Below are 17,478 nucleotides of genomic sequence, written 5' to 3' on the forward strand. Positions count from 1 at the left end.
GCGGCGGGCCGGTACCTTCGCCTGGAACCGGAACGGGGAAGATGGCGACCTACACAGCCGACATCGCCTGGGCGCTCGCCCAGGGCGAGGATTTCTTGGCCGGCCGCTACGGCCGCGGCCACAGCCTCGGCTTCGATGGCGGCGTGAGCGTGCCCGGCTCCGCCTCCCCGCACGTGGTCGGAAAATGGGCGGATCCGAAGGCGGTCGATCCGGAGGAGATGCTGGTGGCGGCCCTGTCGAGCTGCCACATGCTGAGCTTCCTCCATGTCGCGCGCCTCGCCGGCTACATGGTCACGGCCTATCGCGACCATGCCGTGGGCACGATGGCGGAGATCGCGCCGGGCCGGCAGGCGGTGACGCGGGTGGTGCTCTATCCCGCGATCGCCTGGACAGGCGCCCCGCCGGACGCGAAGACCCTCGACCACCTGCATCACGAGGCGCATGCGGTCTGCTTCATCGCCAATTCGGTGAAGACCGAGGTGATGGTGGCGCCCGCCCCCGAAGCCCTTCCGCCCGAGGACGACAACCGATGACCGAGCTGACCCTCGCCGCCGCGCAGACCCTGGTCGCGGAGGCCCTGCGCACGGCCCGCGCGCGCGACCTCAAGCCGCTCGCGGTCGTGGTCTACGATGCCCGCGGCGCCCTCAAATGCCTGGCCGCGGAGGACGGCACCTCCCTGCGCCGCACCGAGATCGCCCGGGGCAAGGCCAATGGCGCCCTCGCCCTCGGCCTCGGCTCCCGGGCGCTGCACAAGCGGGCCGAGGAGCAGGCCTATTTCCTCACCGCGCTCGGCGAGATCGTCGGGCCGGACGGCATCGTGCCCGTGCCCGGCGGCGTGCTGATCCGCGACGGGCAGGGCCGACTCCTCGGGGCGGTGGGCGTGTCCGGCGACACCTCCGACAACGACGAGATCTGCGCGCTGGCTGGCATCGCCGCGGCGGGCTTCTCCGGCGATACCGGCGCCTGATGGGGCTCGACCGGCGCCGCCTGCTCGCCGGGGCGGCCTGCTGGCCCGCCCTGCCCCGAGCCGCCGGCGCCGCCTCGACCACCCTCTACCGGCGCGGCAACGACGCGGATCCCGAGACGCTCGACCCGCACAAGTCCTCGACGGTGGCGGAGGCGCATCTCCTGCGCGACCTCTACGAGGGCCTGCTGACCTACGACAATCTCGGCCGAATCGTGCCCGGCGCCGCCGAACGCTGGACGGTGTCCGAGGACCGGCTCACCTACACCTTCCGCCTGCGCGCGGACGGGCGCTGGTCGAACGGCGATCCCGTGGTCGCCGAGGATTTCGTCTTCGCCCTGCGCCGCATCCTCGCTCCCGCCACGGGGGCGAAATACGCCGAAGTGCTCTATCCCCTCCTCGAGGCCCCCGCGGTGAATCGCGGCGAGAAGCCCGTTGAAGCCCTCGGCGTCGCCGCCCCCGATCCCGCCACCGTCGTGGTGCGGCTCGGCGAGCCGGTGCCCTACCTGCTCGAGCTCCTCACCCACCAGACCACCCTGCCGGTGCATCGCCCCTCCCTCGCCCGCTACGGCGACGCCTTCACCCGGCCGGGCAACCTCGTCTCGAACGGCCCCTACGCGCTGCGGGACATGGTGCCCAACGACCGGATCACCCTGGTGGCGAATCCCCATCACCGGGATGCGGGGGCGCTGGCGATCCGCGAGGTCGCCTTCATCCCGACGCCGGATCTCGGTGCGGCGGTGCGCCGCTACGCCGCCGGCGAGATCGATTCCCTGTCCGATCTGCCCGGCGACCAGATGGCCTCGCTCAAGCGCCGCTTCGGCGACGCGGTGAAGCTCGGGCCGGCCCTCGGCGTGCTCTCCATCGCCGTCAACACGCGCAAGAAGCCCTTCGACGACCCCAGGGTGCGCCGGGCCCTCTCCCTCGTCATCGACCGCGAGTTCCTGGCAGAGGCGGTCTGGGGCGAGACCATGGACCCGGCCTATTCCCTCTGCCCGCCCGGCCTCGACCATTACCGCACGCCCCCGGAACTGCCCGGGCGGGAGACGCTACCCATCGACCGGGAGGAGGAGGCGCGCCGCCTCCTCGCGGAAGCCGGCTTCGGGGAGAGAAACCCCCTCGACCTCGAGTACCGGTTCAACGTCACGGACAACAACCGCAACACCGCGGTGGCGCTGGCCGATTTCTGGCGGGGCCTGGGGATCCGGACGCGCTTCACCGCTACCGATGCGAAGACCCATTTCGCCTATCTGCGCGACGGCGGCGATTTCGATCTCGCCCGGATCTCCTGGTACGCCGACTATTCCGATCCGCAGAACTTCCTGTTCCTGCTGCGCACCGGCAATGACGGGCTCAATCCCGGCCGCTGGTCGAATGCCGATTACGACCGGCTGCTGGCGGAGGGGGCTGCCGAGCGCGACGTGGGCCGGCGCGCGGACCTGCTTTTCGCTGCGGAGCGGATCGCCCTTGCCGAGCTGCCCTGGATCCCGCTCCTGCATTACCGCTCGAAGGCGCTGATCCCGGCCCGCCTGCACGGCTTCCATCAGAACCTGCGCAACGCCGCACCCACCCGCTACCTGTCGCTGACCCCGTGACCGGCTTCCTGCTGCGCCGCCTCGCGCAAGGCGTCCCGACCTTCCTGATCGTCGTCGCGGCCGCCTTCTTCATGATCCGCCTCGCCCCCGGCGGCCCCTTCGACCTGGAGCGGCCCCTGCCCCAGGCAGCGATGGAGAATCTGCGGCGCGTCTACGGTCTCGACGCCCCCCTACCCGAGCAGTTCTTCCGCTACCTCGCCGCCCTGGCGCGGGGGGATTTCGGCCCCTCCTTCTCCTTCCGCGACCTGACCGTGGCCGATCTCTTCGCCCGCGGCCTGCCCGTCTCGATGACGCTCGGCGCCCTGGCCCTGGCGCTGTCTCTGTCTCTGGGGATCGCCCTCGGCAGCCTCGCGGCCCTGCGGCGCGGCCGGTTCGCCGACCGGGGCGTCGGCCTCCTGGTGGCGCTCGGACTGGCGGCCCCGAGCTTCGTCGTGGCGCCCCTCCTCCAGATCCTGTTCGGCCTCACCCTGCGCTGGCTCCCCGTGGGCGGCTGGGAGGGCGGGGCGCCGGAGAACCTCGTCCTGCCGGTGCTGACGCTCGCCCTGCCCCAGGCGGCGGTCTTCGCCCGGCTGACCCGCGGCGCCCTCGTCGAGGCCCTGGCCGAGCCGCATGTGCGCACCCAGCGTGCCATGGGCCTGCCGCCCCTGCGGGTGCTGCGCCACGCCCTGCGGGCGGCCCTGCTGCCGGTCCTGGCCCTGCTGGGACCGCTGGCGGCAGCCCTGCTCACCGGTTCCGTGGTGGTCGAGACCATCTTCGGCCTGCCAGGAATCGGCCGCTACTTCGTCGACGGGGCCCTGAACCGCGACTACACCCTGGTGATGGGCACGGTGGTGCTGGTGGCGGGCCTCGTCATCCTCCTCAACATCGTCACCGATCTCCTCGCCGCCTGGCTCGATCCCCGCCAGAGGCGCGTGCCGTGAGAGCCGCCCTCGCCGTCCTGATCGCGATCGCGCTTGCCTGCCTGTTCGGCCCCTTCCTCACCGGGCACGCGCCGGAGCGGATCTACCCGGACCTCGTGCGCATCGGCCCCGGCCTCGCGTCGCATCCGACACGGGAGGAGATCCGCCCGGCCATCGACCGCCTCGCCTTCCGCATGCGCTTGCCCCTGGACGACGTGTCCGTGGCCGGTGGCCGGGTCCGCCTGACCATCGCCGCGGACAAGCCCGTGGATGCGCGCAGCCTCGTCTATCTGTCCCGCTCCGCCCTGTTCGGGCCGCCGGAAGTGGTGGAGCGCCGCGCGGACGGCACGCCCCGCGTGGTCGAGGCCGGGATCGCGCGGCTCTCCTTCCCCCTCGGCACCGACACGGTGGGGCGCGATCTCCTGACCCGCTGCCTGGTGGCGGGGCGGATCTCCCTCCTGATCGGCCTCGTGGCCGCCGCGGCCTCCCTGCTGATCGGCGTCGCCTACGGCGCGGTCTCCGGCATGGCCGGCGGCGGGGTGGACGCGGCGATGATGCGCGTCGTCGACGCCCTCTATTCCCTGCCCTTCGTGTTCTTCGTGATCCTGCTGCTCGTGTTCTTCCGGGCCGGGCTCTGGCTCGTGCTCGCGGCGGTGGCGGCGGTGGAATGGCTCGACATGGCGCGCATCGTGCGCGGCCAGACCCTCTCCCTCAAGAATCGCGACTACGTGCGGGCGGCCCGGGCGCTCGGCCTGTCGGCGCCGGCCATCCTGGCCCGCCACGTGGTGCCGAACGCGCTGGGCCCCATTCTGGCGGCCGCGGCCCTCACCGTGCCGCGGGTGATCCTGCTCGAGAGCTTCCTGTCCTTCCTCGGGCTGGGGGTGCAGGAGCCGGCAACCTCCTGGGGCGTGCTGATCGCCGAGGGCGCCCGGTCCATCGAGGCCGCGCCCTGGATGCTCGCCGCCCCGGCCGGCTTCCTCGTGGTGACGCTGCTCGCCCTCAACGCCCTGGGCGAGGCCTTGGAGGCGGCTTTGCCCGGCCGGCATCGGCGCGCAGGTCCGATGCCGGCCGGCATCAACTCCCCGTGAGATCCCGGGCCTATCCCGAATTGTTTTTCCGCGTTCAGCTTCAGGGACATAGCCTTCGTGTCGCGGCTCTTCCGCCGCGCCGTGGGACTCGACTCATGAAACGTCTCATCCTCGCCGCATCGCTCGCCTCGCTCTGCGCGAGCCTGCCCGGCGCCGCCTTCGCGCTCAGCACGAAGGAGTGTTCCACCAAGTATCAGGCGGCCAAGCAGGCCGGCACCCTGAACGGCCAGAGTTGGAACGACTTCCGCAAGGCGCAATGCGGCGACACGGCCGCGGCCGCGCCGGCCACCACCGCCCCGGCGCCGACGACGCCCGCGCCGACCGCGCCCGCTCCGGCCGCCAAACCTGCGGCCCCTACCGCGGCCGCGACGCCACCCGCCGCCAGCGGGGCCGCCCTATTTCCCAAGGCGGTGGACCCGAAATACGCCAAGGACGCTCCTGGCAAGGCCCGGCAGCAGACCTGCCTGGACCAGTACAAGGCCAACAAGGCCTCCGGCGGCACCGCCAATGGCGGCATGAACTGGATCCAGAAGGGCGGTGGTTACTTCTCGGAGTGCAACAAGCGCCTGAAGGTCTGAGCCCGTCCCCGCCCCGTCAGGGCGCCCATTGCCAGAACACCGAGCCGGTGAAGGCGAAGACCGGCTCGCCGTGCTGGTTGCACGCGGTGTTGTGGTGGGTGGCGAGGCCCCAGCCGGGGCGGGAGGCCGAGGCGCGCTTGTCCACGAGCCGGCTGGAATAGCGGATCGTGTCGCCCGCATAGACGGGCTTGAGCCAGCGCAGGTCTTTGAAGCCCGGCGAGGGGCCGAGCTGGGGCACCGGTCCGGCCTGCGCGGTGAGCGCCATGTCCCGCCGCCAGGTCGTGAGAAGCCGCTTCATCCAGACGGCGGCCGTGTGCCAGCCCGAGGCGCAGAGGCCGCCGAAATGCGTCTGCGCGGCGGCTTCCGGATCGAGGTGGAAGGCCTGCGGATCGTAGGCGCGGGCGAAGGCGACGATCGCGTCCGGCTCGAAGCGATGGGCGCCGAGGTCGCGGGCCACGCCGAGTTCCGCTTCCCCGAGGAAGGGCACCGGCACCGCGTCCTCCGGCTCGGCCGGGGGCGCGGTGCCGGTTTCGAGAAGGGGAGCCAGGGGCGGCAGCGGCGCGGCGCCCCGCCGGGGGAAGATCACCGTGAAGGTCTGACTCATCACGGCCTCGTCCCGGCCGTTGAGCAGGGTCATCGCGAAGCGGACGAAGCCGCGATCCGGTCGCGAGCCGGAGGTGCGCGTGTCCTCGACGACGATCCGCGCCCGCAGGGAATCGTCCGGCAGCACGGGCTTGAGCCAGCGCAGCTCCGAGACGCCCGGCGAGCCCATGGAGGTGGCGCCGCGGAAGGCGTCCCGCTGCAGGAGGCGCATGCCGAGGCTCGCGGTCTGCCAGCCGGAGGCGATCAGGGTGCCGACGAAGGTCTTCCGGGCCGCCGCCTCGTCGAGATGGAAGGGCTGCGGGTCGAACGCCTGCGCGAAGGCGATCATCGCCTCGCGGGAGACCGTGAGGGGCGCTCCCTCGATCACCTGCCCGCGGACGAAATCCTCGAAGGTGATCGTCTCGGCGCCCATTCCGGTTTCCCTTGTGCTTGCCGTCAGTTGGCGAAGCGGAAATGCAGCACGTCGCCGTCCTGCACGACGTAATCCTTGCCCTCGAGCCGCAGCTTGCCGGCGTCGCGGGCCCCGGCCTCGCCGTTCAGCGTCGTGTAGTCCTTGAAGGCGATGGTCTCGGCGCGGATGAAGCCCTTCTCGAAATCCGAATGGATCACGCCGGCCGCGCCGGGGGCGCGGGTGCCCTTGACGATGGTCCAGGCGCGGGCCTCCTTCGGCCCCACGGTGAAGTAGGTGACGAGGCCGAGCAGGTCGTAGCCCGCCCGGATCACCCGGTTGAGGCCGGGCTCGGTCAGGCCCACCGCCTCCAGGAACTCGCCCTGGTCGGCCTTAGGCATCACCGCGATCTCGCTCTCGATCTTGGCCGAGACCACCACCGCCACCGCGCCCTCGGCCTTGGCCCGGGCGAAGACCGCCTCCGACTGGGCGTTGCCCTTGTCGGCGTCGCCCTCGTCCACGTTGCAGACATAGAGCACGGGTTTGGCCGTCATCAGGCCGAGCTGGCGGAACAGGAACTCTTCCTCGGCCTTGCGCTCCACGAGGCGCGCCGGCTTGCCGTCGCGCAGCAGGGGCAGGGCGCGGTTGACGAGGTCGAGGAATTCCTTGGCCTCCTTGTCGGAGCCCTTGGCCTTCTTCTCCAGGGCCACGACCCGCTTCTCGAGGCTCTCCAGATCGGCGAGCATCAGCTCGGTCTCGATCGTCTCGATATCGGCGATCGGGTCGACCTTGCCCTCGACATGGGTGACATCGCCGTCCGTGAAGCAGCGCACCACATGGGCGATGGCGTCGACCTCGCGGATATTGGCGAGGAACTGGTTGCCGAGCCCCTCCCCTTTCGAGGCGCCGCGCACGAGGCCGGCAATGTCGACGAAGGTGAGCCGCGTCGGGATGATCTCCTTCGAGCCGGCGATCCGCGCGAGCTCGTCGAGGCGCGGGTCGGGCACCGCGACCTCGCCCACGTTCGGCTCGATCGTGCAGAACGGGTAATTGGCGGCCTGCGCCGCGGCCGTCTGCGTCAGCGCGTTGAAGAGCGTCGACTTGCCGACATTCGGCAGGCCGACGATGCCGCACTTGAAGCCCATGGTGGTATCCGAAATCCGTGAGAGCTGTCGCCGCCCGGGTCGTCCGGGCGGGCGGGTCAGAGCAGGTTGCGTTCCTTGGCGAGCGCCACGAGGTCGTGCTGCGGGCGCGCGCCGATATGCTGGATCACCTCGGCCGCGGCCAGGGTGCCGAGCCGGGCGCTGGTCACGTAGTCGAGCCCCCGGGCATGGCCGGCCAGGAAGCCCGCCGCGAACAGATCGCCCGCCCCCGTCGTGTCGACGAGCTCGTGGACGGGAGAAGCCTCGACCGCGCGGACCTCGCCGCCCTTGACGACGAGGGCGCCCTCCTCCGAACGGGTGACGAGGCCGAGCAGGTGCCGGCCGTTGGCGTCGCGCTCCTCGCGCAGCGCCGCGACGGCGGCCTCGGCATCCTCGGTGCGGTACAGGCTCTTCAATTCGCTCATATTGGCGAACAGGATGTCGATGCTGCCGTCCCGGATCAGGCCGAGGAACTCGTCCCGGTAACGGTCGACGCAGAAGGCGTCGGAGAGGGTGAGCGCCACGGCGTTGCCGGCGCCGTGGGCGATCTGCACCGCCTTGCGGAAGGCGTCCTTGGCCGCCGGCGGATCCCACAGGTAGCCTTCGAGATAGGTCACCCGGGCGCTGCGCACGGTGGCCTCGTCTACGTCCTCCGGCGAGAGCTTCTGGCAGGCGCCGAGATAGGTGTTCATGGTGCGCTCGCCGTCCGGCGTCACCAGGATGAAGCAGCGGGCGGTGGCTGGCCCGTCGGCGGCGTGCGCGACCGCGAAGCGGACGCCGGTGGCCTTGAGGTCGTGGGCGAAGAGGCCGCCGAGCTCGTCGTCGCGGACCTTCCCGATAAAGCCGGTCTTCGCTCCGAGAAGCGCCGCGCCGACCGCGGTGTTGGCCCCCGAGCCGCCCGACACGATGGTTGCGGGACCCATGACTTCGAACAGGGCCTCGGCCCGTGCCTCGTCGATCAGCTGCATCGCGCCCTTGTGCACGCCCTGCTTCGCGAGGAAGTCTTCGTCGGTGCGCGCGATCAGGTCGACGATGGCGTTGCCGAGCACGAGGAGGTCGAGGGAATCGGGCATCGGGCCATCCTGTTCGGGGTGGAAGACCCCGGCCCTGTGGCATCGCCTCCCGGAAGCGTCAAGCGAAGCGGCCCGGTGGGATTTTCGCGGTGCGCGAAGCGGTCTTCCGCCCGGACCGGGAATTCGTCGATGCGCAGGCGCGGCGGCGCCGCGCTATTGCAGCGTTCCGATCTCGCAGCGGGCGTAGTCGGCGCTCGCCTTCACATAGGCATTGAGCTTCTCGACATAGGCCTGCGCGAGGGGACGGAAGGCCTCGATCTGGACGTTGTAGGCCTTGATCGCGTCGTTGTAGCTGTAGGCCTCCCAGCCGGGGCACCCGTCCTTCGCGGAGAGGCAGCCGGGTTTCTGCGGAAGAGCGGGCTTGGCGGGTCTGCCCTCGACCGGGGGCGGGGCCGGCGGCGTACAGGCGGCGTGGGCGCCGCTCTCCGCCACCATCAGCGCCAGGATCGCCGCGACCGTCGCCGCGCCTCTCGTCCGTCCCCGCATCGCTGTCCCTTCCCGCTCGTTCCGTCCGGTCTCAAGAGCCGGGACTTGTGGCGGGATTCAGGTTCGGTGCGGGCTGCGCCCGATTTCGGTGCGCCGGCACCTTCCGTCCGCGCCAGGCCGTGAGCAGGCTCGCCGCGAGGCCGAAGCCGAACACCCACCAAGCTGGGCTGACCTTGTAGGAGAAGTCCCAGTTGGCTTCGAGGACGAGGCTTGCCGGCACGCCGCTCTTGAGGGCGTACCAGGCCGCCTCGAGGCCCGCGGTGAGGAGGCCCGCCGCCGCCGCGAGCCCGAACAGGGCAGGGCCACCCGTCGTCCAGCCCAGGCGCTGGAGCAGCCGGTAGCCCATCAGCAGGGCGAAGACGCCGGTGGCGAAGACGGGATCGGTCACGTCGAGCTTGGCCTGCAGGAAGTGATGCACGAGCCCGAGGACGGCGATGGCGTAGACGAGCCGGTGCAGACTGTTCCAGCGCCGGCCCAAGCGCCGGATCATGCCGTCCGTCGAGGTCACGCCCAGCACAATCAACCCGACGAGGGCGAGGAAGCCGATCGTCAGGTAGACGCGCAGGGCGATCTCCGCCGCAACCGTGCCGAGGGCGAAGTTCTGATCGGCGGCGTAGAGCGTGAGGTGGATCAGGGCATAGGCGAGAACCGAGAGCCCGAGCATGCGCCGCACCAGGATCAGGCGCGGCCAATCGCCGATCCGGCGCAGCGGCGAGACCGCGAGCGTGATCAGCAGTAGGCGCACCGCCCATTTGCCGGTCTCGTGGATCAGCGCGGTGAGCGGCTTCGCCCCGAGCGCGTCCGCGTAGAAGGCCCCGGCGAGGTAGAGGCCCGGGGCGAGCAGCAGGAGGAAGGTGACGAGCTTCAGGGGCGAGAGCCGCCCGGCGCGGTCGAGCCAGGGAAGAGCGAGGACGTGTTGCGCAGGCATGCGGGATCCGCTGGTGGCGTCGGAGAAGGATGTAGGCGCGGCCTTCGGCGAGGATGAGGCGGTGTCGGGCGGCGGCGGCGTCGCAGGGCCAAGGCCCCGAACGGGTCTTCGTCCACCGGCTTTCCGAGTTACGGGCCCCCTCCCGAAAAGTTTGGGGCCAGCGCGGCAGCCGGGGGACGTCGTTAACGCAGCGCCCGCGAATCTGCTCTACATCGCGCCCATGCCCGCACAGAACGACAGCGCCGTCGCAAGCCTGACCGAAGAGGAGGCCCGCGTCCGCCATGCCGCGCTCTCCGAACGGATCGAACGCGCCAACCACCTCTATTACAACGAGGACGCGCCCGAGCTGACGGACGCGGAATACGACGCCCTGCGCCGGGCGCTCGAGGCGATCGAGGCCGGCTTCCCCGAACTGACCGGCACGACCGAGGCGAGCGCCGGGGTCGGCGCCAAGCCCTCGGGACGGTTCGAGAAGGTACGGCACGCCGTGCCGATGCTCTCCCTCGGCAATGCCTTCGCCGACGAGGAGGTGGAGGAATTCGTCGCCCGGGTGCGGCGCTTCCTCAACCTGCCCGCGGACGCCCCCGCCGCTTTCACTGCAGAGCCGAAGATCGACGGTCTGTCCCTCTCGCTGCGCTACGAGGGCGGCCGCCTCGTCACCGCGGCGACCCGAGGCGACGGCGAGGTCGGCGAGAACGTCACCGCCAATGCGCGCACCGTGGAGGATATCCCGGAAACGCTCTCCGGCGAGGGCTGGCCGGAAGTGCTGGAGGTGCGCGGCGAGGTCTATCTCTCGCATGCCGATTTCGCGCGCATCAACGAGCGCCAGGAAGCCGACGGGCTGCCGACCTTCGCCAATCCGCGCAACGCCGCGGCCGGCTCGCTGCGCCAGAAGGATCCGGCGATCACGGCGTCGCGGCCGCTGCGCTTCTTCGCCTATGCCTGGGGGGAGGTCTCGGAACCGGTGGCCGAGACGCAATCCGGCGTGCTGGAGCGGTTCCGGGCCTTCGGCCTGCCGGTGAACCCGCTGACCGTGCTCTGCGCGGATGCCGAGGCGATGCTCGCCCATTACCGCCAGATCGAGGCACAGCGGGCCAGCCTCGGCTACGACATCGACGGCGTCGTCTACAAGGTCGACGACCTCGCCTTCCAGAAGCGGCTCGGCTTCGTCAGCCGGGCTCCGCGCTGGGCGCTCGCCCACAAATTCCCCGCCCAGGAAGCCACGACGGTGCTGGAGGCGATCGACATCCAGGTCGGCCGCACCGGCTCGCTCAATCCGCTCGCGCGGCTCCGGCCCGTGACCGTGGGTGGCGTCGTCGTGTCGAACGCGACGCTGCACAACGAGGGCTACGTGCAGGGGGTGGGCGGCGACGGCGAGCCGATCCGCGAGGGGCGTGACATCCGCGTCGGCGACACGGTGATCGTGGTGCGCGCGGGCGACGTCATCCCGAAGGTGATGGACGTGCTGCTCGACAGGCGGCCGCCCGAGGCCGTGCCCTTCGTCTTCCCCGAGACCTGCCCGGCCTGCGGCAGCAAGGCGGTCCGGGAGTTCAATCCCCGCACCAAGAAGCTCGACGCGGTGCGCCGCTGCACCGGCGGCCTGATCTGCCCGGCCCAGGGGGTGGAGCGCCTGAAGCACTTCGTCTCGCGCAACGGGTTCGACCTAGAGGGCTTCGGCCAGACCTATATCGAGGTGCTGTTCGAGGCCGGCCTCGTGAAGCAGCCGGCCGATCTGTTCCGCCTCACCTTCGAGCCCCTGAAGGCGGCGATCGTCGCACGGCGCGAGGCTCTGTCCGCGCAGCGCCGTGCGGAGGGAGAGCCGCCGCCGAAGAAGCCCACCAAGAAGAAGGGCGAGGAGGAAGACAAGGCGATCAAGAACCTGCTCGCCTCCCTGGATGCGCGCCGCACGATCCCCCTCAACCGCTTCCTGTTCGCCCTGGGCATTCCCCAGATCGGCGAATCGACCGCGAAGGCCCTGGCCAAGCGCTTTCCCGACATGACCGCGCTGATGGAGGCGGTCGCGGCGGCAGGACGGGCGCGGGCCGGGGAGGACTGGCTGGCGCTCTCGGCGATCCCGCGGATCGGCCCCGGCACCCGCGACAAGCTGCTCGCCGCCGAGCCGAATGCCGGCGAGGCGCTCGGGGGCCTGTCTCCGGGCGCGCGCCTGTTCGGCCGCCTCACCCCGTCGCAGGCGGAGGCCGTGCTCGCCCATTACGGCGACCGGGAGACGGCGGAGGCGGCCCTCCTTCGGGCGGCCGGCCAGCAGCCCGGGGAGGCCTACCACTGGCTCGCCGATGATGGCGAGATCGGGCCGGTGGCGACCGATTCGCTGATCGCCTTCTTCTCCGAGCCGCACAACGACGCGGCCGTACGCGCCCTGCTCGCCGAGGTCGCGACGCAGCCGATGGAGAGCGCCGGCACGGCGGCCGCCTTCGCCGGCAAGACCGTGGTCTTCACGGGCAGCCTGGAGCGCATGACCCGCAACGAGGCCAAGGCGACGGCCGAGCGGCTCGGCGCCAAGGTCTCGGGCTCGGTCTCGGCCAAGACCGATCTCGTGGTGGCGGGACCCGGCGCCGGGTCCAAGCTGAAGGACGCCGAGAAGCACGGCGTCCGCGTGGTCAGCGAGGAGGCTTGGCTGGCGATGATCGAGGGCGCCTGAGGCGCGGGGCCGGAGGTGGGATCCGGCCCCGGTGCCGTGGTTCAGCAGGCCAGGCGGGCGAGCCGGGCCGCCTGCACGATCGCCCCGGTGTCACGCACCGTTCCCCGGTGCCAGCCGGCCTTTCCCCGCTCGATCAGGGCGGCCGGCCGGGAGATTTCCAGGAGGATGTTGGAGCCGGCGATCAGCGTGCCGTCGCGGTCGCGCAAGGGGGTCGGATAGGGCATGAAGACGGCCCGGCTTCCGTCCGGCCGCTCCAGGATCGCCTGAACGCCGCGCACCGGCCGCTCCTCCCGAAGGGCGAGGGCCATCGGGCAGCGGTCATGCGGCAGGGGAGCGCCCTCGGTGTCGTAGAGCTTCCAGGCGCCACACCAGCGGGCCTTGCCCAGAACGGGCCGGTAGCCCCACAGGGCGGCAGCGGCATCGTTGTAGAAGGTCAGCCAGCCCTCGGCGTCGGTGGTGTAGAGGGCGGCAGGAATCTGCCGGAACAATTCGGCCCGAGAGGGCTCGTAGTTCCAATCCGAATCCGGTGCGTCGAAATCGTAATCGAGGCCTTCGAGGTCCATCGCTGCTCCCCACGACGGCGGGCATCGGTCAATGCCCGTCAAAGCATTCCGAGTGCCCCCCTCTGTCGTGGGTTTCCAGCGAACCGCCCTGCCCCGAAGGGCCGACCGGCTTGCCGGTGGGCGTGTGCGACGCCCGAACTCCAGATCGTCCAACCGTTGCGAGATTGTGCCGAAGCGGCTCCCGGGGGCGGTCGCTGCCTCGACGCCATGAACGGCAGATGCCGAACTGGGCTCTCCCGCACGGCCTTGTTGCGGACGGAGCTAGAATGCACGTTGCGCGACAGTGATCAAGCGGAAATGGCCATCAAATCGAATTGATGCCAGATCAGCCTGAGGCCATCTGCTGTCTTCGCCCGAAGACTGGATTGTTTCTTAATTTACATCATTGTTTTGCGGCTGCTCAACCGCTCTTCGCGTCGCAACAATAGCGTGATTTGCCAGAGAATCGTGCCGAGTTCGAATATCATTTCTCAGTGACCATTGATGTATGATGGAATCGTTCGCGGCGGGGCGGGCGCTCTCGGACCGACCGAGCCGCGGCAGGCCCTCGCGTCTTGCGGCGCAGCCGGCCCCTCCCCTATTTTCGCGCCATGAGCGCCGTCGCGATCGACTTCGAGACCGCCAACGAGCGGCGCGACAGCGCCTGCGCGGTTGGCCTTGCCTGGATCGAGCACGGCCGGGTGGTGCGGCGGGAAACGCGCCTGATCCGGCCGCCGGAGCTGCGCTTCGCGCCGGGCAACATCCGCATCCACGGCATCCTGCCGGCCGATGTGCGCGACGCCCCGGCCTTTCCGGAGGCGATCGCCCCTTTTCTCGACGACCTGCGCGGACGGCTCCTGCTGGCCCATAACGCGCCCTTCGACATGGGCGTGCTGCGCGCCTCCCTCGCCGCCTGGGGACAGCCGGTGCCGGCCTTCGCCTCGCTCTGCACCCTGCAGGTGGCCCGGCGGGTGTTTCCCGATCCGGCCGGGATGCGGCCTCTCCAAGGTCGCCGCCCGCCTCGGCATCCGCTTCGAGCACCACGATGCCGGGGAAGATGCCTATGCCTGCGCCGAGATCGCCCTTGCCGCCCTGCGCGAGACGGGCCTCGGCGACCTGCGGGCCTTGGCCAAGAGGCTGGCGCTGCCCATCGTCACCCAGGCGCCGGGCTACCACCCCAACCCGGAGGCCGCCGCCTCGACCGCCTCCCGCGCGCTGCTGGCGACGCGCGAGCGCAAGGCCGCGCCCGACGATGCCCTCCGCTTCACGATGCGTGGCAGCACGGGCAACCGCTACGAGGTGGTGCTGGAGGAGCATACCCTCGGCCCCTATCTGCGCTGCTCCTGCCAGGCCGGGCGCAACCGCCGCCGCTGCCGCCATGTCGACGCCGTGGTCGAGGGCGACGTGACCGATCTGCTCTCCGGCAATTTCGCCGATGTCGAGCGCCTGCGTCGGCGCCTCGACGGGGCCGAGGTCGGCCCCGTGCGGGCGCGGCGGGTGGCGGCGGCCTAGGGCCGCCGCGCGCACCGCCTCAGACGTGGATCGCCCGCTTGTCGACGGCGAGGGCGGCTTCCTTCACCGCCTCGGTCAGGGTCGGATGGGCGTGGCAGGTGCGGGCGATGTCCTCAGCGGAGGCGGCGAATTCCATCGCCACCGCGACCTCGGCGATGAGGTTGCCCGCATCGGCGCCGACGATGTGCACGCCGAGGACGCGGTCGCTCTCCGCATCCGCCAGGATCTTCACGAAGCCGTCCGTGGTGCCGTTGGCCTTGGCCCGGCCGTTGGCGGTGAAGGGGAACTTGCCGGCCTTGTAGGTGATCCCGTCCTTCTTCAGCTCCTCCTCGGTGCGCCCGACCGAGGCGACCTCGGGGAAGGTGTAGACCACGTTCGGGATCACCCCGTAATTCACGTGGCCCGACTGCCCCGCCAGGATCTCGGCGACCGCCACGCCCTCGTCCTCCGCCTTATGGGCGAGCATCGGCCCGGCGATCACGTCGCCGATCGCGTAGATGCCGGTGATGTTGGTGGCGTAGTGCTCGTCGGTCTGGATGCGGCCCTTGTTGTCGACCTGCACGCCGACATTCTCCAGCCCGAGGCCCTCGGTGTAGGGTACGCGGCCGATCGAGACGAGGACCACGTCCGCCTCGAGCGTCTCGGCCTCGCCGCCCTGGGCCGGTTCCACGGTGACGCGGGCGCCTTTCTCGGTCGTCTCGACGCCGGTCACCTTGGTCGAGAGTTTGAAGGCCATGCCCTGCTTGGCCAGGATCCGCTGGAACTGCTTGCCGACTTCGCCGTCCATGCCCGGCAGCACCCGGTCGAGATACTCGACCACCGTCACCTCGGCGCCGAGCCGGCGCCAGACGGAGCCGAGCTCCAGGCCGATCACGCCGGCGCCGATGACGAGGAGCTTCTTCGGCACCTCACTGAGTTCGAGGGCCCCCGTCGAGGAGACGACCACCTTCTCGTCGATCGTGACGCCCGGCAGCCGGGTCACGTCGGAGCCGGTGGCGATGACGATGTTCTTGGCCTCCAGCATCTGGTTGCCGCCATCCTCCGAGATCACCTCGACCCGGCCCGCGCCGGCGATGCGGCCCTTGCCGTGATAGCTGTCGACCTTGTTCTTCTTGAGCAGGAACTCGACGCCCTTGGTGTTGCCGGCGACGCCCTCGGCCTTGAAGGCCTGCATCTTCTTCAGGTCGAGCTTCACTGGGCCGACGTCGATGCCGAGATCGGCGAAATGCTTGTTCGCCTCCTCGAAGGCCTCGGAGGCATGGAGCAGGGCCTTCGAAGGGATGCAGCCGACATTGAGGCAGGTGCCGCCATGGGTCGCCCGCTTCTCGACCACGGCGGTCTTCAGCCCGAGCTGGGCCGCCCGGATGGCGCAGACATAGCCCCCGGGGCCTGTGCCGATGACGACGAGATCGTAAGCGCTCATGGAAGTCGACTCGCAGCAAGTGGGGCGGGTCGAAGTCCCGCCATCGGATAAGATAAGCAAGCGGAAGCGTCCGGCCGTGCGGCAGCACGGCCGGCGGACGGCAGCGACCGCGCCTTAGAGGTCGAGCACCAGACGCGCCGGATCCTCCAGCGCCTCCTTGACGCGAACGAGGAAGGTCACGGCCTCCTTCCCGTCGACGATGCGGTGATCGTAGGAAAGCGCCAGATACATCATCGGTCGCGCCTCGATCTTGCCGGCGCGGACCACCGGGCGCTCCTCGATGCGGTGCATGCCGAGGATGCCCGATTGCGGGGCGTTGAGGATCGGCGTCGACATCAGCGAGCCGTAGATGCCGCCATTGGTGATCGTGAAGGTGCCGCCCTGCATCTCCTCGATGGAGAGCTTGCCCTCGCGGGCCTTCTTGCCGAAGCCGGCGATCGTCTTCTCGATGCCGGCGATCGAGAGATCGTCGGCGTCCCGCACCACCGGCACGACGAGGCCCTTGTCGGTGCCGACGGCGATGCCGATGTGGTAATAGTTCTTGTAGACGAGGTCCTGCCCGTCGATCTCGGCGTTCACCGCCGGCACGTCCTTCAGCGCTCCGATCACCGCCTTCGTGAAGAAGCCCATGAAGCCGAGCTTCGTGCCGTGCTTCTTCTCGAAGATGTCCTTGTACTGGGAGCGCAGGGCCATCACCGCCGACATGTCGACGTCGTTGAACGTCGTCAGCATCGCTGCCGTGTCCTGGGCGCTCTTGAGGCGCCGGGCGATGGTCTGACGCAGCTTGGTCATGCGCACGCGCTCCTCGCGCGCGGCATCGTCCGGGGCGGAGGGGGCCCGCGGCGGGGCGGGGGGGGCCTTGCTCTCCTGGGCCGGCGCCTTGTCGCCGGCCTTGCCGATGGCGGCGAGCATGTCGCCCTTGGTCACCCGTCCGTCCTTGCCGCTGCCGTTGAGGCTCGCCGGGTCGATGCCGGATTCCCGGGCGAGCTTGGCCACGGCCGGGCCGCTCTCTTCGGCGGAGCGTCCGCCGGTCGGCGGGGCATCGGAATGGCCGCCGTAGGAGGCCGAGGATTCTTGCGGGGCGCTCTCCTCGGTCTTCTTCTTGTCGGCGGAGGCCGTCTTCGGCGCTTCGCTGCGGCTGTCGGCCTTCTCGCCGCCCTTGGCCGGTTTGGCGGTTTCCTTGGCCGCCCCCTTGCCGCCCTCGATGATCGAGCCGAGCACGGCGCCGGGTTCCACGGTCTCGCCGTCCTTGACCAGAATCTCGCCGAGCTCGCCGGCGGCGGGCGCGTTCACCTCCAGGGTGACCTTGTCGGTCTCGAGCTCCACCAAGGGCTCGTCGGCGGCGACCGTGTCGCCCGGCTGCTTGAACCAGCGGCCGATCGTGGCCTCGCTCACGGATTCGCCGAGCGTCGGGACGAGGATGTCGGTTGCCATGATCGTTCGTCCCCGGGCGGGGACCTCCTCTTCAGATGCGTGAGTCGCGTGAGCGCGGAATCATTGCGGGCGCAGGATCAGGAAGGGCACCGGCGCCCCCTGTCGGCGAAACCGGCCTGCGCCCGGATGACGGGGTCTGCGGCACCCAGGCGCCGTGGCCGCGA

General features: G+C 70.5%; 15 protein-coding genes and 1 pseudogene. 8 read left to right on the top strand and 8 right to left on the bottom strand.

Annotation, left to right across the window (positions count from 1 at the left end; genetic code table 11):
* The first annotated feature begins 41 nt into the window (after positions 1-41).
* The 6 genes from MMB17_RS20215 to MMB17_RS20240 all read left to right on the top strand — a co-directional run bounded on the left by MMB17_RS20215 (position 42) and on the right by MMB17_RS20240 (position 5,124).
* On the top strand, positions 42-533 hold the full coding sequence (locus MMB17_RS20215; protein WP_241100058.1) for an OsmC family protein: 492 nt from the start codon (positions 42-44) through the stop codon (positions 531-533).
* Entirely contained in the window at positions 530-967 is a 438-nt protein-coding gene (locus tag MMB17_RS20220; protein WP_238310883.1) for a GlcG/HbpS family heme-binding protein, read from the top strand. The genes MMB17_RS20215 and MMB17_RS20220 overlap by 4 nt, the downstream gene beginning before the upstream one ends.
* Positions 967-2,559 carry a peptide ABC transporter substrate-binding protein gene (locus tag MMB17_RS20225; RefSeq protein WP_241100059.1) on the top strand — a complete coding sequence of 531 codons (1,593 nt, stop codon included), beginning with the start codon at positions 967-969 and terminating at the stop codon, positions 2,557-2,559. Before MMB17_RS20220 ends, MMB17_RS20225 begins: the two co-directional genes overlap by 1 nt.
* On the top strand, positions 2,556-3,479 hold the full coding sequence (locus tag MMB17_RS20230) for an ABC transporter permease (protein ID WP_241100060.1): 924 nt from the start codon (positions 2,556-2,558) through the stop codon (positions 3,477-3,479). Before MMB17_RS20225 ends, MMB17_RS20230 begins: the two co-directional genes overlap by 4 nt.
* Positions 3,476-4,546, top strand: coding sequence for an ABC transporter permease (locus tag MMB17_RS20235; protein ID WP_241100061.1), 1,071 nt, complete (start codon positions 3,476-3,478; stop codon positions 4,544-4,546). The genes MMB17_RS20230 and MMB17_RS20235 overlap by 4 nt, the downstream gene beginning before the upstream one ends.
* A gap of 95 nt (positions 4,547-4,641) precedes the next feature.
* Complete coding sequence (locus tag MMB17_RS20240; RefSeq protein WP_241100062.1) at positions 4,642-5,124, top strand: hypothetical protein; 483 nt, start codon at positions 4,642-4,644, stop codon at positions 5,122-5,124.
* Positions 5,125-5,140: 16 nt separating this feature from the next.
* Here MMB17_RS20240 and MMB17_RS20245 read toward each other — a convergent pair whose 3' ends face one another.
* From MMB17_RS20245 to MMB17_RS20265, 5 genes are all read right to left on the bottom strand, one after another.
* Entirely contained in the window at positions 5,141-6,139 is a 999-nt protein-coding gene (locus tag MMB17_RS20245; RefSeq protein WP_241100063.1) for a MaoC family dehydratase, read from the bottom strand.
* A 23-nt stretch (positions 6,140-6,162) separates the two neighbouring features.
* Complete coding sequence (gene ychF, locus MMB17_RS20250; RefSeq protein ID WP_241100064.1) at positions 6,163-7,260, bottom strand: redox-regulated ATPase YchF; 1,098 nt, start codon at positions 7,258-7,260, stop codon at positions 6,163-6,165.
* A 56-nt stretch (positions 7,261-7,316) separates the two neighbouring features.
* Positions 7,317-8,330, bottom strand: a complete 1,014-nt coding sequence (locus MMB17_RS20255) for an adenosine kinase (protein ID WP_238310876.1) — start codon at positions 8,328-8,330, stop codon at positions 7,317-7,319.
* A 153-nt stretch (positions 8,331-8,483) separates the two neighbouring features.
* Positions 8,484-8,816 carry a hypothetical protein gene (locus MMB17_RS20260; RefSeq protein WP_420847290.1) on the bottom strand — a complete coding sequence of 111 codons (333 nt, stop codon included), beginning with the start codon at positions 8,814-8,816 and terminating at the stop codon, positions 8,484-8,486.
* 31 nt (positions 8,817-8,847) lie between these two features.
* A complete protein-coding gene (locus tag MMB17_RS20265) occupies positions 8,848-9,744 on the bottom strand; it encodes a protein-methionine-sulfoxide reductase heme-binding subunit MsrQ (RefSeq protein WP_241100065.1) in 897 nt (298 codons plus the stop codon).
* Between the two features lie 220 nt (positions 9,745-9,964).
* On the opposite strand from MMB17_RS20265, the gene ligA reads away from it, so the two are divergent.
* Positions 9,965-12,403 (top strand): NAD-dependent DNA ligase LigA, encoded by a 2,439-nt coding sequence (ligA, locus tag MMB17_RS20270; RefSeq protein ID WP_241100066.1) that lies wholly within the window; start codon positions 9,965-9,967, stop codon positions 12,401-12,403.
* A gap of 41 nt (positions 12,404-12,444) precedes the next feature.
* Here the strand turns inward: ligA and MMB17_RS20275 are convergent, their stop codons facing one another.
* Positions 12,445-12,966 carry a PAS domain-containing protein gene (locus MMB17_RS20275; RefSeq protein ID WP_238310872.1) on the bottom strand — a complete coding sequence of 174 codons (522 nt, stop codon included), beginning with the start codon at positions 12,964-12,966 and terminating at the stop codon, positions 12,445-12,447.
* Positions 12,967-13,556: 590 nt separating this feature from the next.
* Between MMB17_RS20275 and MMB17_RS25450 the strand changes: the two are divergent.
* A pseudogene (locus MMB17_RS25450) lies at positions 13,557-14,457 on the top strand (3'-5' exonuclease).
* Positions 14,458-14,476: 19 nt separating this feature from the next.
* On the opposite strand, the gene lpdA reads toward MMB17_RS25450, so the two are convergent.
* Together lpdA and odhB are read right to left on the bottom strand one after the other, a co-directional pair.
* Complete coding sequence (lpdA, locus tag MMB17_RS20290; RefSeq protein ID WP_238310870.1) at positions 14,477-15,880, bottom strand: dihydrolipoyl dehydrogenase; 1,404 nt, start codon at positions 15,878-15,880, stop codon at positions 14,477-14,479.
* A 114-nt stretch (positions 15,881-15,994) separates the two neighbouring features.
* Positions 15,995-17,314 carry a 2-oxoglutarate dehydrogenase complex dihydrolipoyllysine-residue succinyltransferase gene (gene odhB / locus MMB17_RS20295; RefSeq protein WP_241100068.1) on the bottom strand — a complete coding sequence of 440 codons (1,320 nt, stop codon included), beginning with the start codon at positions 17,312-17,314 and terminating at the stop codon, positions 15,995-15,997.
* Between the last annotated feature and the right edge of the window lie 164 nt (positions 17,315-17,478).

Origin of the sequence: Methylobacterium organophilum (assembly GCF_022533465.1) — a bacterium.
GTDB lineage: Bacteria > Pseudomonadota > Alphaproteobacteria > Rhizobiales > Beijerinckiaceae > Methylobacterium > Methylobacterium organophilum.

Bases quoted from the DNA above. Each gene is read 5' to 3' on its own strand.
- MMB17_RS20260 (WP_420847290.1), bottom strand. From the start codon at position 8,816: ATGCGGGGACGGACGAGAGGCGCGGCGACGGTCGCGGCGATCCTGGCG.
- lpdA (WP_238310870.1), bottom strand. From the start codon at position 15,880: ATGAGCGCTTACGATCTCGTCGTCATCGGCACAGGCCCCGGGGGCTAT.
- MMB17_RS20225 (WP_241100059.1), top strand. From the start codon at position 967: ATGGGGCTCGACCGGCGCCGCCTGCTCGCCGGGGCGGCCTGCTGGCCC.
- odhB (WP_241100068.1), bottom strand. From the start codon at position 17,314: ATGGCAACCGACATCCTCGTCCCGACGCTCGGCGAATCCGTGAGCGAG.
- MMB17_RS20220 (WP_238310883.1), top strand. From the start codon at position 530: ATGACCGAGCTGACCCTCGCCGCCGCGCAGACCCTGGTCGCGGAGGCC.
- MMB17_RS20275 (WP_238310872.1), bottom strand. From the start codon at position 12,966: ATGGACCTCGAAGGCCTCGATTACGATTTCGACGCACCGGATTCGGAT.
- ychF (WP_241100064.1), bottom strand. From the start codon at position 7,260: ATGGGCTTCAAGTGCGGCATCGTCGGCCTGCCGAATGTCGGCAAGTCG.
- ligA (WP_241100066.1), top strand. From the start codon at position 9,965: ATGCCCGCACAGAACGACAGCGCCGTCGCAAGCCTGACCGAAGAGGAG.
- MMB17_RS20240 (WP_241100062.1), top strand. From the start codon at position 4,642: ATGAAACGTCTCATCCTCGCCGCATCGCTCGCCTCGCTCTGCGCGAGC.
- MMB17_RS20215 (WP_241100058.1), top strand. From the start codon at position 42: ATGGCGACCTACACAGCCGACATCGCCTGGGCGCTCGCCCAGGGCGAG.
- MMB17_RS20255 (WP_238310876.1), bottom strand. From the start codon at position 8,330: ATGCCCGATTCCCTCGACCTCCTCGTGCTCGGCAACGCCATCGTCGAC.
- MMB17_RS20265 (WP_241100065.1), bottom strand. From the start codon at position 9,744: ATGCCTGCGCAACACGTCCTCGCTCTTCCCTGGCTCGACCGCGCCGGG.
- MMB17_RS20245 (WP_241100063.1), bottom strand. From the start codon at position 6,139: ATGGGCGCCGAGACGATCACCTTCGAGGATTTCGTCCGCGGGCAGGTG.